Origin of the sequence: Methylocystis sp. IM3 (genome assembly GCF_038070105.1) — a bacterium.
GTDB lineage: Bacteria > Pseudomonadota > Alphaproteobacteria > Rhizobiales > Beijerinckiaceae > Methylocystis.
Genome location: NZ_JBBPBZ010000002.1, coordinates 1,222,635 through 1,235,623, shown reverse-complemented (window position 1 = coordinate 1,235,623; position 12,989 = coordinate 1,222,635). Strand labels below are relative to the sequence as shown.

The following is a 12,989-nucleotide window of genomic DNA, read 5'->3' as shown; positions in this document are numbered from 1 at the left end:
CGGAAAACAAATGCGCAAGAATGGGTCTTGAGCCGAAGCAGAAAACCGCACGCACGACGCCGCAGGACCGCCTGAAGCTGAAGCATGTACAAGCGCGGCCGAATGGCCGGCACTGTTGCGCTCACGCCCGCGACGCTTACTACGATTCGTCTCAATCTAGAACGCGTTCAGCGAAAACGGAATCGTGTTTCTGTGCAGGGGACGCATAAAAAAGCGGCCCCGCTCCAGGGAGCGGGACCGCAAGCGGAGGCCGGCGGCGAACCGCCAGGCTCGAGCCTCAGTAGCGGTAGTGCTCAGGCTTGAACGGGCCGCTGACCGGCAGGTTGAGATAGGCGGCCTGCTGATCGGTCATCTTGGTCAATTTGACGCCGATCTTGTCGAGATGGAGGGAAGCCACCTTCTCGTCGAGATGCTTGGGCAGCGTGTAGACTTCCTTCCCATATTCGCCCTGCTTGGTGAAGAGCTCGATCTGGGCGAGGGTCTGGTTGGTGAAGGACGCCGACATCACGAAGGAGGGGTGGCCGGTGGCGTTGCCGAGATTCACCAGACGGCCTTCCGACAGCAGGATGATGCGCTTGCCGTCCTGGAACTCGATCTCGTCGACCTGCGGCTTCACATTGTGCCACTTGAGATTGCGCAGGCCGGCGACCTGAATCTCGGAATCGAAGTGGCCGATGTTGCAGACGATGGCGCGGTCCTTCATGGCGCGCATGTGGTCGATGGTGATGACGTCGACATTGCCCGTCGCGGTGCAGAAGATGTCGGCGCGCGACGCGGCGTCCTCCATCGTCGTCACCTCATAACCTTCCATCGCGGCCTGCAGGGCGCAAATCGGATCGATTTCAGTGACGAGCACGCGACAGCCGGCGTTGCGGAGCGAAGCGGCCGAACCCTTGCCCACGTCGCCATAGCCCGCGATGCAGGCCACCTTGCCAGCCATCATCACGTCGGTGCCGCGGCGGATGCCGTCGACGAGCGACTCGCGGCAGCCATAGAGATTGTCGAACTTCGACTTGGTGACCGAGTCGTTGACGTTGATCGCCGGCCAAAGGAGTTTGCCCTCCTTCTGCATGATGTAGAGGCGATGCACGCCGGTCGTCGTCTCCTCGGTGACGCCCTTGATCGCTTCGGCGTTGCGCTTGTACCAGCCCGGATTGGCCTTCAGGCGCTTCTTGATCGCCGCGAAGAGAACTTCCTCTTCCTCATTGGTCGCCTTGTCGAGGAAGGCGGTGTCGCCGTTCTCGGCGCGCAGGCCGAGATGGATAAGCAGCGTGGCGTCGCCGCCGTCGTCCAGGATCATGTTCGGGCAGCCGCCGTCGCTCCACTCGAAGATCTTGTGGGTGTAGTCCCAGTAATCCTCGAGGCTCTCGCCCTTGCGCGCGAAGACCGGCGTGCCGGCCGCCGCGATCGCGGCGGCGGCGTGATCCTGCGTCGAATAGATGTTGCAGGAGGCCCAGCGAACATCGGCGCCGAGCGCCTTCAGCGTCTCGATCAGCACCGCCGTCTGAATCGTCATATGCAGCGAACCGGCGATGCGGGCGCCCTTCAGCGGCTGCGACGGGCCATATTCCGCGCGCGTGGCCATCAGGCCCGGCATTTCGGTTTCGGCGATCGCAATTTCCTTGCGGCCCCAGTCGGCCAGGGAAATGTCGGTGACGGCATAATCATTGAAATGGGCGGTCATGCGAGTCCTCTGCTCGGGGAGGCCGGCGTCCCGGCGCAAGCCGCGCCTATAACAGCGGCGGCCACAGAAGGCAATAAAGATATAAAGATTTGTTTATGTCAAATCCGACCGGCCGCCCCGCGAGCGCAAGAACGCCCTGGCCGAGGCCAGGGCGGCTCAAAGAACGGAGAATATGAACGAGCGAGGCCGGGGCGAGCGCCTCGCCCGCCCCCCCCCGGCAAGCCGGCGACTTACGCCGCCGTGCGTTTCCTCGGCGCGAGCGGATGGCTGGATTTCGAGGCGTGATTGTCGAGGCCGTAAAGTTCGGCCGCGCCGCCGGCGCGCTCATAGTCCTCGCAATAGTGGTGGAGGAACTCCATGACCGTATGGTCGATCGTCGAGGTCTCGGAAACGTCGAAAACCACGGTCTTGCCGCGCGGAAGCAGCGCCAGATCCTTCTTGAGCGCCAGAACATTGGCGAAGAAGGCCGCGCCCCCGAGCCGCACGTGAAAGACTTCCGGCTCCTTCTCCTCGATTTCGAGACGCAGGCGCAGGACCTCGCTCCAGTTGACGCTGCGATAGAGGTGGAAGACCAGTTCCGCGACGACGCCGATGGCGACGCCGATGATGAGGTCCGTCGCCAGCACGCCGACGATGGTGATGCAGAAGACGCCGAGCTGGTCCCAGCCGATGGCGAGCGTTTTTTTGAAGACGCTCGGCGAGGCGAGGCGAAAGCCGGTGAAGACCAGCAGCGCGGCGAGCGAGGCCAGCGGGATTTCGTGGATGAGCTTGGGAAAGAGCGCCACGAAGAGGAGCAGGAAGGCGCCGTGGAAGAAATTCGCCCAGCCGGTGCGCGCCCCATTGGTGCAATTGGCTGAACTGCGGACGATTTCCGCGATCATCGGCAGGCCGCCGATGAGCCCGCAGACGATGTTGCCGAGCCCGACCGCCGCGAGATCGCGGTTGAGGTCCGAGGTGCGCTTATAGGGATCGAGCTTGTCGACGGCCGCGGCGCTCAACAGCGTTTCGAGGCTGCCCACGAGACAGATGGCGAAGACCTGCTGCCAGAAGACGAGCGAGAAGATCGGCGTAAAGTCCGGAAAGGCGAAGCTCGCGAGGAAATTATTCGGAATCGCGACAAGGAACTTGGGGCCAATCGTGAATTCGTGATGCGGCAGGTAGGCCGTGTCCGGCAGGAAGAGGAAGATGTGCTCGTCGTCGAGATCGAAATATTGGCCGAGCGCCATGCCGACGATCACGACGACGAGCGGCGCCGGGATCATCTTCACATAGCGGTTCGTGACGAGGGTCCAGCCGATGAGGATCAGCAGGCCGACGCCGCCGATCGTCGCAACCTCCGGGTTCATGTCCCGCAGGCTCGCCGGAATGGCGGCGATGGTCTGGAACAGCGTGTCGGCGTCCGGCTTGACGCCGAGCATGACGTGAAGCTGCTTCGACATGATGATGATGCCGATGGCGGCGAGCATGCCATGCACGGCGGAGGACGGGAAAAACGCCGATAGCTTGCCCGCGCGGCAAAGACCCATGGCCGTCTGGAGCACGCTGGCGCAGACGATCGCGGCCAGCGTGTAGCGATAGCCCGCCATGGCGTCGCCCGCGCCGAGGTCCTGAACGGAGGCGAGGACCACGACGATGAGGCCCGCGGCCGGGCCATTGATCGTGACGAAAGAGCCGTTGATGCGCGAGACGAGAAGCCCGCCGACAATGGCCGTGATCACGCCGGCCTGAGGGGGGAAGCCCGAGGCCATGGCGATGCCGAGGCAGAGCGGCAGCGCGATGAGGAAGACGAGGAAGCCGGCCACGGCGTCCTGACGCCAATTCTGCTTCAAGCCCGCGAGGCCCGTCAGCGGAAGCTCCGCTCGTTGGAAAGCGTAACTGGTCATGGACTTGGAATGATCCCTCCAGGGACGCCGCGCGCTTGCGTCGCAGTCTGCGACGCGGATGACGTTCATCTCGGCCGTCACTGTCATCCCCTTGTCATAATCCTACGCCAAGCTCGGGAGACGCCTAAATCCGCAGCAAACCGACTAAATTTTGAGCGACCCTGACGTGGGCCGCCCGGCTGGCTGGCGCATCCGGCTCGGCTACCCTTTGGCTCTCCGCTGCTCTATAGCAAACGGGACGCCACACTGGCCGGCAGCCCGGAACGCACATGCTCGATCTTCTCAAATCCTTCATCGCGGAGCTCACGGGCGAGGCCGAAGGGCCCAAGCCCTTCGAGGCCGCCGACTATCAGCTCGCGGCGGCCGCGCTTCTCGTGCACATCGCCTCGATCGACGGCGATTTCGACACCGACGAGCGGGCGCGCATTCAGGAGCTGGTCGAGGCGCGCTTCGGCCTCTCCCCCGAAGAGGCGGGAAAAGTCATCGCCAACGCCTTCGAGAGCGAGAGAGAAGCTGTTGACCTCTATCGTTTCACCAGCGTGCTAAAGCGCCGTCTCGACGAGGATGGCCGCCGGCAGGTAATCGGCATGTTGTGGGACATGGCCCACGCCGACGGCTCGGTGCATGAATTCGAGGAAAATGTCGTCTGGCGCGTCGCGGAACTGCTCGGGGTCTCCACGCGCGAGCGCGTCGAGTTGCGCCGTGAGGCGCGCGAAAACCTCGAGGCGCCACAGCAGGAGACCTGGTATCGCCCCAAGGAGTGATCTTCGTAACATGACCGATTTGCAAAACGCCCGCCCCTCCGCCATCGTCACCGGCGCGTCGGAGGGAATTGGCGCGGCTCTCGCCCGCGTCTTCGCCGAAAACGGCCACGAGGTGGCGATTGTCGCACGCCGCGGCGACCGACTCGAGGCCCTCGCCGACGAGATCGCGGCCAGCGGGCGAAGCCGCCCCACCGTGATCGAACTCGACCTCCTGTCGGACGGAGCCTCGGCTGCGCTCGAACAGCGCCTCGCCGAGGCCGGGCTCTGCGCGCAATATCTCGTCAACAACGCGGGTTTCGGGCTCATTGGCGCGGCGGCGGAGCTGGACCGAGCCGAGCAGCTCGACATGATCGACCTCAACATCCGCGCGCTGACAGAGCTCACCTTGCGATTCCTGCCGTCGCTCGTCACGACGAAGGGGGGCGTGCTGAACGTCGCCTCCGTCGCCTCTTTCATGCCGGGGCCGGGATTCGCCGTCTATTATGCGACAAAGGCCTTCGTGCGTTCATTCAGCGAGGCGATGTCGCATGAATTGAAGCCCGCCGGCGTCAACGTTTCCTGCCTGTGCCCCGGCCCGGTCGAAACCGGCTTTCAGGCCCGCGCCGGCATGAACTTCGACGGCATGATGGCCGCCGTGAAGCCCGCGCTCATTCCCGCCTCGGAAGTCGCCCGCCAGGGCTATGAAGGGCTGATGGCCGGAAAGCGGGTCGTCGTGCCGGGAATGGCCAACAAACTCATGGTCTGGGGCGCACGGCTGTCGCCCCGCGCGCTGCTGCTGCCGATTCTCGGCGCCGCGCAGATGCAACGGCGCTGAGCAGCCGTCCTCAAAACAAAAAAGCGGGCCCCGCAGAGCCCGCTTTTTTGTTCGGCGTCAGGCGCCTCTTATTCCTCCGCCGCCTTGACCTTCAGCACCTGACGGCCGCGATACATGCCGGTCTTCAGGTCGATGTGATGCGGACGGCGCAGCTCGCCCGAATCCTTGTCCTCGACATAGGTCGGCGCCTTCAGGGCGTCGGCGGAACGACGGAAGCCCCGCTTCATCGGGGAGACTTTTCTCTTCGGAACGGCCATTTGCTTCTCTCTACTGAACGGCTAAGGCCGCGCGGGTTCGCCCCAGCGCGGCGGAAACTGATGCGGCCCTATACGCGAATTCGACGCGCTTGGCTAGCCGCTGGAAGGCATTATCCCTTGTCCGGCGGGCCGTCGACCGCCGCCGGCGGCGTCGGCGCGGCGCCGTCCTTATCATAGGCGCCCTTTTCGGCGCCCTTGATCATCGCCGGATCGTCCTCGATGAGCTTGTTGGCGCTGCGCTCGTCGCCGTGCCGGGTCGCCGCCGCGACGGGCGCGGCCCTCATGCCGGTCTGGGCCGCGAGCCAGCTGCGCCATTGATCATGCGTGCCGTTGAAGGTGTTCTGATCGACGGCGCCCACGATGCCCGGCACGCGGCCGTCCGAACGATATTGCCAGAAGGTCCACTTCCGGTCGCCGTAGCGCACTTTGGGATGATATTTCGTCGAGCGCACCCAGATCGGATATTCCGACAGCGCGTCGGGCTGGAGAATCGCCTGATAGAAGTCGACCGAGGAATAAATGACCGGCTTCTTGCCGTAGTGGCGCTCCATCGCCTCGAGCATCAGGCGCATGTCGCGGATCGCCTCCTCCCGATAGAGCGTGCGCTTGCAGCTCTTGGATTCCGGCGTCGGCTCCACGTCGAGCACCGGCGGCAGGGCGTCCGGCTCATTGGGCACGACAGAGGCGAAATTGGCGATTTCCTCGTGCGGCGGTCGACACCAATAAACGAAGTGATAGGCGCCGCGCGGCACGCCGGCGGCCTTGGAGGCCGCCCAATTGTACTGAAACTTGGAGTCGGTCTTGTCGCCGCCCTCGGTCGCCTTGATATAGGCGAAGGCGACGCCTGAATTGCGCACCTGCTCCCAATCGATATCGCCCTGATATTTCGAGACGTCGACGCCATGGACGTCGAATTCGGCGCTGCGGGTCGCAGGGAACAGGTGAAGATCGGACTCCGGCACCGCATAGGCGAGGAAGCTCGGGTCCTTCTTGGCGTTGACGAGCGGGGCGCTGGTGGCGAAGCGCGGATGCCGGGCGTAGCCGGGGTCATAGGCGCTCCCGCAAGCGACGAGGGTCGCCGCGCTGGCCGCAACGCAAGCGAGCGCGGAGATACGCAATACTGAAGAATTCAACGAGCCCATTCCGTCAAATTACCCCTCAGCCCGTAACGAAGCGTTAAAACCCGCGATCCGATCAATCGAGATGAAACCAGATGCTGGCGATTGTAAGGAAGGCGCCATATCCGACGACGTCGGTAATGGTCGTCACGAACGGCCCTGAGGAGACGGCCGGGTCGAACTTGAAGCGGTCGAAGACGAGCGGCACGATGATGCCGCCGAAGGCGCCGGCGACGAGATTCGTAAACATCGCCAGAGCCATAACGGGCAACAGGCCGACATTCTGAAACCAGTTTGCGGCGACGATTCCCGTCACGAGCCCGAAGGCGGCGCCGTTGACGGCGCCGATGGCGAGCTCGCGGAAAATAATTTTCACCGCATTCGCCCGGTTGAGCTCGCGGGTTGCGAGGGCGCGCACGGCGACAGTCATCGTCTGGGTTGCGGAATTGCCCCCTTGCCCCGCAATGATCGGTCCAAGAACCGCGAGCGCGACCATCTGCTGGAGCTGCGACTGGAACGTCTTCAACACCGTCGACGTGACGAAGGCCGTCAGCAGATTGATGAAAAGCCACGCGAAACGGCTGCGCGCGATCCACCAGAAATCGTCCGTGAGCTCTTCTTCCGGATTGACGCCGCCGAGCGCCTTGATCTCTTCGGACGCCTGCTCCTGAATGACGTCGACGATGTCGTCGATGGTGAGCACGCCCACGAGCCGCTCGGATTCATCCACGACCGGAACCGAGACGAGATTATATCGCTCGAACAGCCGCGCGGCTTCGGCGCCGTCCTCGGTCGCCTTCACCCGCCGCCGGTCGGCCTGCATGATCTCGTCGAGCCGGGCGGCGGGCTTCGCCCGCACCAGCGCATCGAGAAAGACCGTGCCGAGCAGGTGGTAGCCGGGATCGACGACGAAGACTTCGAAGAAACTGTCCGGCAAAGCGTCGCCATCGGTCTCGCGGAAGAAGTCGAGCACGCGCCCGGCCGTCCAGAAGGGCGGCACGGCGATGAGCGTCGTCTGCATCAGACGGCCGGCCGAGTCGTCCGGATAATCGAGCGAGCGGCGCAGGACGATGCGTTCCTGCGCGGGCAGCGCCTCGAGCACCTCCGCCTGCTCCGCAGGCTCGAGCGTTTCGAGAATGGCGACGGCGTCGTCGCTTTCCAGTTCGCGCACGCCCTCGACGAGCGTCTCGACCGGCAGCTCCTCGAGAATATCCTCGCGGGTGGCTTCCCCCACCTCCATGAGCGCGGTAAAGTCGAATGCCGAGCCCATCAGCTCGACGAGTCGCGGGCGCGCCTCGTGGCTCAGGAGTTCCAGCAGCGCGCCGACATCGGCCTCGTGAAGCCCGCCGACCAGTTCATGGACCCTGGCGGCGTCTCCGAGGGCGATGGCGGCCTCCACCTCGAAGACGAAATCGGCGTCCAGCCCGCCGCGCTCTTCGCGAAAACCCTCGGCGCCCGCCGCCGTTTCTTCCTGGTCGAGTGGCATGCCGATTCCCGCTACAAGGCTCAAGGCTCTTACCCCGCGCGCGCGCGGAAGCAAACCGGCAAAACGGATATGATCTACTTTTCCCGCGCCGCCATCCTCACCCTGCTGACAATCGCCGCCGCGCCCGCCGCCGCCCGGGAGTGCGGGCCGGAGGCGCTCGGCGTTTCCCGCACCATCTCCATCGGCCCAAAGGGAACGACGCTCGGCTTGCAGAGCTATCCGCGCACGCTCGATCTGGAAGACCATGAGGTCGTTTTGACCTTCGACGACGGGCCGGCGGCCCCAACCGGGCGCATATTGGACGCGCTGGCGAAGGAATGCGCGCGTGCGACCTTCTTCGTCATCGGCCGCAATGCGGAAGAGGCGCCGGCGATGGTCAAGCGCGCCGCCGCCGAAGGCCATACGATCGGCAACCACTCCTACAGCCATCCCGCCAATACGCTGCGGCTTCTCGACGACGCCGACGCCAAGGCGGACATCGAGAAAGGGATCAAGGCCGTCGAGCGGGCGCTCGGCGGCGAGACGGCGCCCTTCTTCCGCTTCCCCGGCTTCGCCGACACGCCCGCGCTCGTGCGGTATCTCGAAGACAGGGGCTACACGATCTTCGGCTCGGATCTGTGGGCCTCCGACTGGTCGCCCATGTCGCCGAAGGGCGAGCTCGACCTCGTGATGTCGCGGCTGGAGAAGGCGGGCAAGGGAATCGTGCTCTTCCACGATTCCAAGGCGCAAACGGCGCAGATGCTTCCCGATTTTCTGCGGGCGCTCAAGGCGCGCGGCTACCGGCTGGCGCACATCGCGCCGGGCGCCGGAGAGACGCCGGTCGTCGAGGCGGGGCCCGGATGGGCTTCGACGACCGAGCCGATCATCGCCAGGACGCTCGCGGGCAAAAGCAAGTCGCCCCAGGGAGCGGACCCCGGGGCGGACGGGCATCGGCATCCGGCGGGCGAGCAGTAGTCGCCCGCAGACGGGGCCGCGGCGTCAGCCCTTCTCGCAGGCGTAGAAACCGCGCGCGCCCCAGCAGGAGCCGCTGCGATAGACATTGCCCAGGGCGCGGCCGCCGAGCGCCGCCGTCCACACCCGGCCATGGGCATGGGCGATTTCGAGCGGCTTGCCCGGCAGTTCGAGGATCACGGACTCTTCGGTGCGCCGGACCCGGCAGGAGCCGCTCGACTGCACGCGCCCCGCAAGCTTCAGATAGCAATGCGCGATCCGCCCTCGGTCCTCTGATTTCGCCTCCGCACGGGGCGGGACCGGCGCCGCCTCCGGCGCGGGCGCTTCCTCGGCTCGCGCAGGGGCGGCCTCGATGACAGGCGGAGGGGCGGCGGCCGCGGCCTTTTGCGCCCCATCCTCGCCCGGTTCGAGCTTTTCCCGCAGCGTCGCCGCGGGCGGCGCAAGCGGCTCAGGCGCCTTTTCGGGCGTAGCGCCGATTTCGGCCAACGGCCGCGAATCGATCAGAGACGCCGTCGGTTTCTCAGTTGGATCCGCCGGCGCCGCGGACCGCGCGTCGGCCTGCCCGGATTGAGCCCTCGCCGGCGGCGGGGGCGCCGCCTCCGCCTCAGCCCTCGGCTGAGCTGCGGGCTGGGTTTCGCTCCGCTGCTGCGGGAGGCGCTCAACGGACGCCGCCCGCGCCTCCACTCTTGAAGCCTGCGCGGCGTCCGGAGCGAAGACTCCGGAACTCAGGATCGCGGCGGCGCCGCCGACGATGCTGAAGGCGAGCAGAAGATGAACGACGCCCTCGGCATGATTATAGGAAAAGCCCCACAGCGGCAGGTCTTCCCGCTCCCTGCGCGCCCAGCGGGAATGCGGGACGTCGGACTCATAGCCGTGCTTACGGCCATTGTTCTCATAAAATACGCTCATACTGTTTACTCCGGGCACCTCGGTCGGGAACGCGCCTTTGCGCGTGTCGCGCAGCGCCCAGGCGCCGCGTCTCGATCCGACCAGCTACCGGGACTTCTCTCCCGGGATGATTTGCCCCCAGCCACCGGCGTCCGGGGGTCTCTCGCCCTCCCTTGCGCCAGTTTGATACACATCATGGGTATGGAAATGTGGCTGTACTTTGCCCAGGCTCCCGCACGCCAGCCTGCCCATCATGCGGCAAGAGGCTCCCGAAAAGCCCCCGCGCCCCATCGGCGCTCCGCAGACTGGCCAGCACAAAGCGAGCGGCCGGCAAATGAGCCCGTCGCTGCGGATGGAGCAAAAACAGACGATCCGACGCGTGCGGGGAAGAAATCTGCGTCGTCGCTGAAGGTTTGAAGGGAGAGCCGAGAGAGCGAGCCCCTCCGCCGCGTTGGAGCGGAGACTGCGCGATTTATTGGTGCGGCCGAGAGGACTCGAACCTCCACTGGTTTCCCAACTAGCACCTCAAGCTAGCGCGTCTACCAATTCCGCCACGGCCGCACGGGGCGCTGATCGCAAGCTGCGAAGCGCCGGCGCGCAGCCTGTAACAAATCGGCAGGGCGATGACAAGGGCGTGTGCATGGTTTCGCGAGGCGCGCTGACGGCGCGGAACACGGCTTGCAAAAGACCCCACCCTTTTTTCAGGAGCGGCCTTGTCATTCTTTCCCCAGGATGAAAGGCCCCGGCCCTGTCGGCGCCGGCCTTCCGTTCCTAAATGCCGAATAAGCGCCATGCTGGGCCATCTCGTAGCGGAGGCCTTTACCTGATCGCGTGATGGGAGACGCCAAGACATGAACGCCGGCTGCCCTTTGCCCCGCGAATCGATCTGCGCGACGCTGCGGCCCGCCCCTGGAGCGCCCCCCGTGGAATGGCGGGCGAGCACAGATCTCGTCGAATATGAGGAAGCCGTCGCTGAAATGGAAAGGCGGGCGGCGCGCATCGCCCGGGGCGAGGCGCCTGAATGCGTCTGGCTGCTCGAACATCCGCCGATCTATACCGCCGGAACCTCCGCGAGAGACGCCGACCTGCTCGACCGGCGCTTTCCCGTTCACCGCACGGGGCGGGGAGGTCAATTCACCTATCATGGGCCCGGCCAGCGGATCGCCTATGTCATGCTCGATCTCGCCCGCCGCCGCAGGGACGCGCGCGCCTATGTCTGCGGACTCGAATCCTGGCTGATCGCCACCCTTGCCGATTTCGGCGTCGCGGGCGAGCGGCGCGAGGCGCGTGTCGGCGTCTGGGTTCCGCGACCGGACAAACCACCCGGCGTCGCGGGCGAGCCCGCCGAAGACAAGATCGCCGCGATCGGCGTGCGTTTACGCCAGTGGGTAAGCTTTCATGGCGTCGCGCTCAATGTCGCGCCTGACCTCTCTCACTTCTCCGGCATCGCGCCCTGCGGCGTGCGCGAGCGACATCTGGGGGTCACCAGCCTCGCGGATATCGGCCATCCAGCGCGCATGACGGATGTAGACGCCGCGCTTCTGCGGCATTTTGACGCAATTTTTGGCGACGTGGCATGATGCCGCGCGGCCTGACAAAGGATCTGCGTCTCGTTATTGCCAATGTCACGCCCTCGCCAATCTGCGTTCTGCTCATGCAGCCGCGGCGGTGGCCCACCCGAACTGAAATCGGCGTCGTCTTAATTCAAAACGAGTATCATAATGAGTTGATGGGCAAGGAGTTGACGGGCAAGCGCGCCAATCCGGGCGGCGTCGGATCGCTACGCCTCCACCCGTACGTGCAAAAAGCGGCCCCTTCAGGCAAGCGGCCGCGCCTTCGCTCGCTCATGATCTGATCGACCAGACCGTCTCTCAGGCTTTTGAAAGCGCTCACGCGCAAATTGGCGGCGACCCTGCGCCAACCCATCCGGCGCAAGTGTTAATATCAACCCAGCTGATAGATATAGGAAGGGCTGATCCCATGCTTCTTCGCCAATTTCGCGACCGGAACGCCGGCTTTGCGTTCGGCTTTCAGCATTTTGCGAAAAGCCGCCAAATCCTTACCTGAGCGGCGAATTCTGGTTCCATTACCGCCCTCGGAGCGACCGCCTTTCTCCTGCTTGGCGCCAGCTTTTTCAAGAAGCGCTTCGGCGATCGCGATTATCTTTTTGAGCTGAGCGGCCTCGGCGGAAGTTAATTGCATCTTGTCCTCTTAATGTCCCGACGACGTGTTAATAGGCCCGATCTATAAGTTTGTAAATAACACTTTCCATTATTTTTGCCATTATTTTTGGAAAGGCCTCCACTCCAATCGCCGATAGAAACCTTAAATTGTTTTCTGCTCTCAAATGTCAACTAGAGGAAGCGAAACGAGCCGGATGCGCGCATCGTCCCCCTCTACAAACTTCTGTTTCGTCGATAAATTTGTTAACAAACGACCGTCAATCCGCCTTCTCGGGGCGGCGTCGGCCAAGGAACCGCGCCAGAAATTTTTGAGCCAGGGACTTTCTGGCCAAGGATTTTCTGGCCAAGAATTTCTGCGTCTGGTTTCCAAAGAAAGGTTGCAACCGGCGAATGTCGCGCCACCAAGGACAAAACCGCGCAGCGACGAAATGGATCGTTTGGATCGCCCTGTTCGCCTGTCTTGCGGGCCCCTACTGGCCCAATGCGCCGGGACTGGCCTTCATGGCCCTCGCCCTGTTCGGCCTCCTCCACCTGGCGGTCCTCGTATATGAGCAAATCGCCCAGGCGCACTTTGACGCTAATATGACCCCGCAGGAATATGAGCACTACTGCGCCGCCCTGCTCAGGGAGAGCCGATGGGCCGCACGCGTCACGCGGGCAAGCGGAGATCAGGGCGTCGATATTGTCGCAGAGAAACGTGGGGCGCGCATTGTCGTCCAGTGCAAGAAATATCGGAAGCCTGTGGGCAACCGGGCGGTTCAGGAAATTGTAGCCGCCATCGCGCATGAAGACGCCCAGAGGGGGGTGGTCGTGGCGACGAACGGCTACACGCGAGCGGCGGAGCGCCTGGCCGCCTCCAACAGGGTATTGCTGCTACACCACTCGCAGCTACACAGGATAGACAGGCTATTGCAGCAGTGACGGCAGGTCGCGCTCCCGCCGTCCGCCTGCGCCGCGCGGC

At 64.4% G+C, this 12,989-nt stretch carries 13 protein-coding genes and 1 tRNA gene; 6 read left to right on the top strand and 8 right to left on the bottom strand.

Annotated elements, in window-relative coordinates; translation table 11 throughout:
- Positions 1-277: 277 nt before the first annotated feature.
- Positions 278-1,684, bottom strand: coding sequence for an adenosylhomocysteinase (gene ahcY / locus WOC76_RS07825; RefSeq protein ID WP_341107799.1), 1,407 nt, complete (start codon positions 1,682-1,684; stop codon positions 278-280).
- Positions 1,685-1,914: 230 nt separating this feature from the next.
- On the bottom strand, positions 1,915-3,648 hold the full coding sequence (locus tag WOC76_RS07820; RefSeq protein WP_341431358.1) for a SulP family inorganic anion transporter: 1,734 nt from the start codon (positions 3,646-3,648) through the stop codon (positions 1,915-1,917).
- Positions 3,649-3,836: 188 nt separating this feature from the next.
- Here WOC76_RS07820 and WOC76_RS07815 point away from each other — a divergent pair, with 188 nt between their 5' ends.
- Together WOC76_RS07815 and WOC76_RS07810 are read left to right on the top strand one after the other, a co-directional pair.
- Positions 3,837-4,331 carry a tellurite resistance TerB family protein gene (locus WOC76_RS07815; protein ID WP_341107804.1) on the top strand — a complete coding sequence of 165 codons (495 nt, stop codon included), beginning with the start codon at positions 3,837-3,839 and terminating at the stop codon, positions 4,329-4,331.
- Between the two features lie 10 nt (positions 4,332-4,341).
- A complete protein-coding gene (locus WOC76_RS07810; RefSeq protein WP_341107805.1) occupies positions 4,342-5,145 on the top strand; it encodes an SDR family NAD(P)-dependent oxidoreductase in 804 nt (267 codons plus the stop codon).
- A 68-nt stretch (positions 5,146-5,213) separates the two neighbouring features.
- On the opposite strand, the gene rpmF is transcribed toward WOC76_RS07810, so the two are convergent.
- The 3 genes from rpmF to mgtE form a co-directional block, all read right to left on the bottom strand.
- Positions 5,214-5,402, bottom strand: coding sequence for a 50S ribosomal protein L32 (gene rpmF, locus WOC76_RS07805; protein WP_341107807.1), 189 nt, complete (start codon positions 5,400-5,402; stop codon positions 5,214-5,216).
- Between the two features lie 110 nt (positions 5,403-5,512).
- Positions 5,513-6,544 carry a glycoside hydrolase family 25 protein gene (locus WOC76_RS07800; RefSeq protein ID WP_341107808.1) on the bottom strand — a complete coding sequence of 344 codons (1,032 nt, stop codon included), beginning with the start codon at positions 6,542-6,544 and terminating at the stop codon, positions 5,513-5,515.
- Between the two features lie 52 nt (positions 6,545-6,596).
- Positions 6,597-8,006, bottom strand: a complete 1,410-nt coding sequence (gene mgtE, locus WOC76_RS07795) for a magnesium transporter (protein WP_341107809.1) — start codon at positions 8,004-8,006, stop codon at positions 6,597-6,599.
- A 69-nt stretch (positions 8,007-8,075) separates the two neighbouring features.
- On the opposite strand from mgtE, the gene WOC76_RS07790 reads away from it, so the two are divergent.
- Positions 8,076-8,960 (top strand): polysaccharide deacetylase family protein, encoded by an 885-nt coding sequence (locus WOC76_RS07790; RefSeq protein WP_341107811.1) that lies wholly within the window; start codon positions 8,076-8,078, stop codon positions 8,958-8,960.
- 24 nt (positions 8,961-8,984) lie between these two features.
- Here the strand turns inward: WOC76_RS07790 and WOC76_RS07785 are convergent, their stop codons facing one another.
- Both WOC76_RS07785 and WOC76_RS07780 read right to left on the bottom strand, forming a co-directional pair.
- A complete protein-coding gene (locus tag WOC76_RS07785) occupies positions 8,985-9,866 on the bottom strand; it encodes a hypothetical protein (RefSeq protein WP_341107812.1) in 882 nt (293 codons plus the stop codon).
- A gap of 455 nt (positions 9,867-10,321) precedes the next feature.
- Positions 10,322-10,406: transfer RNA gene (locus WOC76_RS07780), tRNA-Leu, on the bottom strand.
- A gap of 290 nt (positions 10,407-10,696) precedes the next feature.
- Between WOC76_RS07780 and lipB the strand changes: the two genes are divergently transcribed.
- A complete protein-coding gene (gene lipB / locus WOC76_RS07775) occupies positions 10,697-11,425 on the top strand; it encodes a lipoyl(octanoyl) transferase LipB (RefSeq protein ID WP_341107813.1) in 729 nt (242 codons plus the stop codon).
- Positions 11,422-11,700, top strand: a complete 279-nt coding sequence (locus WOC76_RS07770) for a hypothetical protein (RefSeq protein WP_341107814.1) — start codon at positions 11,422-11,424, stop codon at positions 11,698-11,700. Before lipB ends, WOC76_RS07770 begins: the two co-directional genes overlap by 4 nt.
- An 89-nt stretch (positions 11,701-11,789) precedes the next feature.
- Here WOC76_RS07770 and WOC76_RS07765 read toward each other — a convergent pair whose 3' ends face one another.
- A complete protein-coding gene (locus tag WOC76_RS07765) occupies positions 11,790-12,047 on the bottom strand; it encodes a hypothetical protein (protein ID WP_341107815.1) in 258 nt (85 codons plus the stop codon).
- Between the two features lie 371 nt (positions 12,048-12,418).
- Between WOC76_RS07765 and WOC76_RS07760 the strand changes: the two genes are divergently transcribed.
- Entirely contained in the window at positions 12,419-12,949 is a 531-nt protein-coding gene (locus tag WOC76_RS07760) for a restriction endonuclease (protein WP_341431357.1), read from the top strand.
- Positions 12,950-12,989 lie beyond the last annotated feature (40 nt).

Coding starts and splice junctions, on each gene's coding strand:
- ahcY (WP_341107799.1), bottom strand. CDS start 1,684: ATGACCGCCCATTTCAATGATTATGCCGTCACCGACATTTCCCTGGCC.
- WOC76_RS07815 (WP_341107804.1), top strand. CDS start 3,837: ATGCTCGATCTTCTCAAATCCTTCATCGCGGAGCTCACGGGCGAGGCC.
- WOC76_RS07810 (WP_341107805.1), top strand. CDS start 4,342: ATGACCGATTTGCAAAACGCCCGCCCCTCCGCCATCGTCACCGGCGCG.
- rpmF (WP_341107807.1), bottom strand. CDS start 5,402: ATGGCCGTTCCGAAGAGAAAAGTCTCCCCGATGAAGCGGGGCTTCCGT.
- WOC76_RS07800 (WP_341107808.1), bottom strand. CDS start 6,544: ATGGGCTCGTTGAATTCTTCAGTATTGCGTATCTCCGCGCTCGCTTGC.
- mgtE (WP_341107809.1), bottom strand. CDS start 8,006: ATGCCACTCGACCAGGAAGAAACGGCGGCGGGCGCCGAGGGTTTTCGC.
- WOC76_RS07790 (WP_341107811.1), top strand. CDS start 8,076: ATGATCTACTTTTCCCGCGCCGCCATCCTCACCCTGCTGACAATCGCC.
- WOC76_RS07785 (WP_341107812.1), bottom strand. CDS start 9,866: ATGAGCGTATTTTATGAGAACAATGGCCGTAAGCACGGCTATGAGTCC.
- lipB (WP_341107813.1), top strand. CDS start 10,697: ATGAACGCCGGCTGCCCTTTGCCCCGCGAATCGATCTGCGCGACGCTG.
- WOC76_RS07770 (WP_341107814.1), top strand. CDS start 11,422: ATGATGCCGCGCGGCCTGACAAAGGATCTGCGTCTCGTTATTGCCAAT.
- WOC76_RS07765 (WP_341107815.1), bottom strand. CDS start 12,047: ATGCAATTAACTTCCGCCGAGGCCGCTCAGCTCAAAAAGATAATCGCG.
- WOC76_RS07760 (WP_341431357.1), top strand. CDS start 12,419: ATGTCGCGCCACCAAGGACAAAACCGCGCAGCGACGAAATGGATCGTT.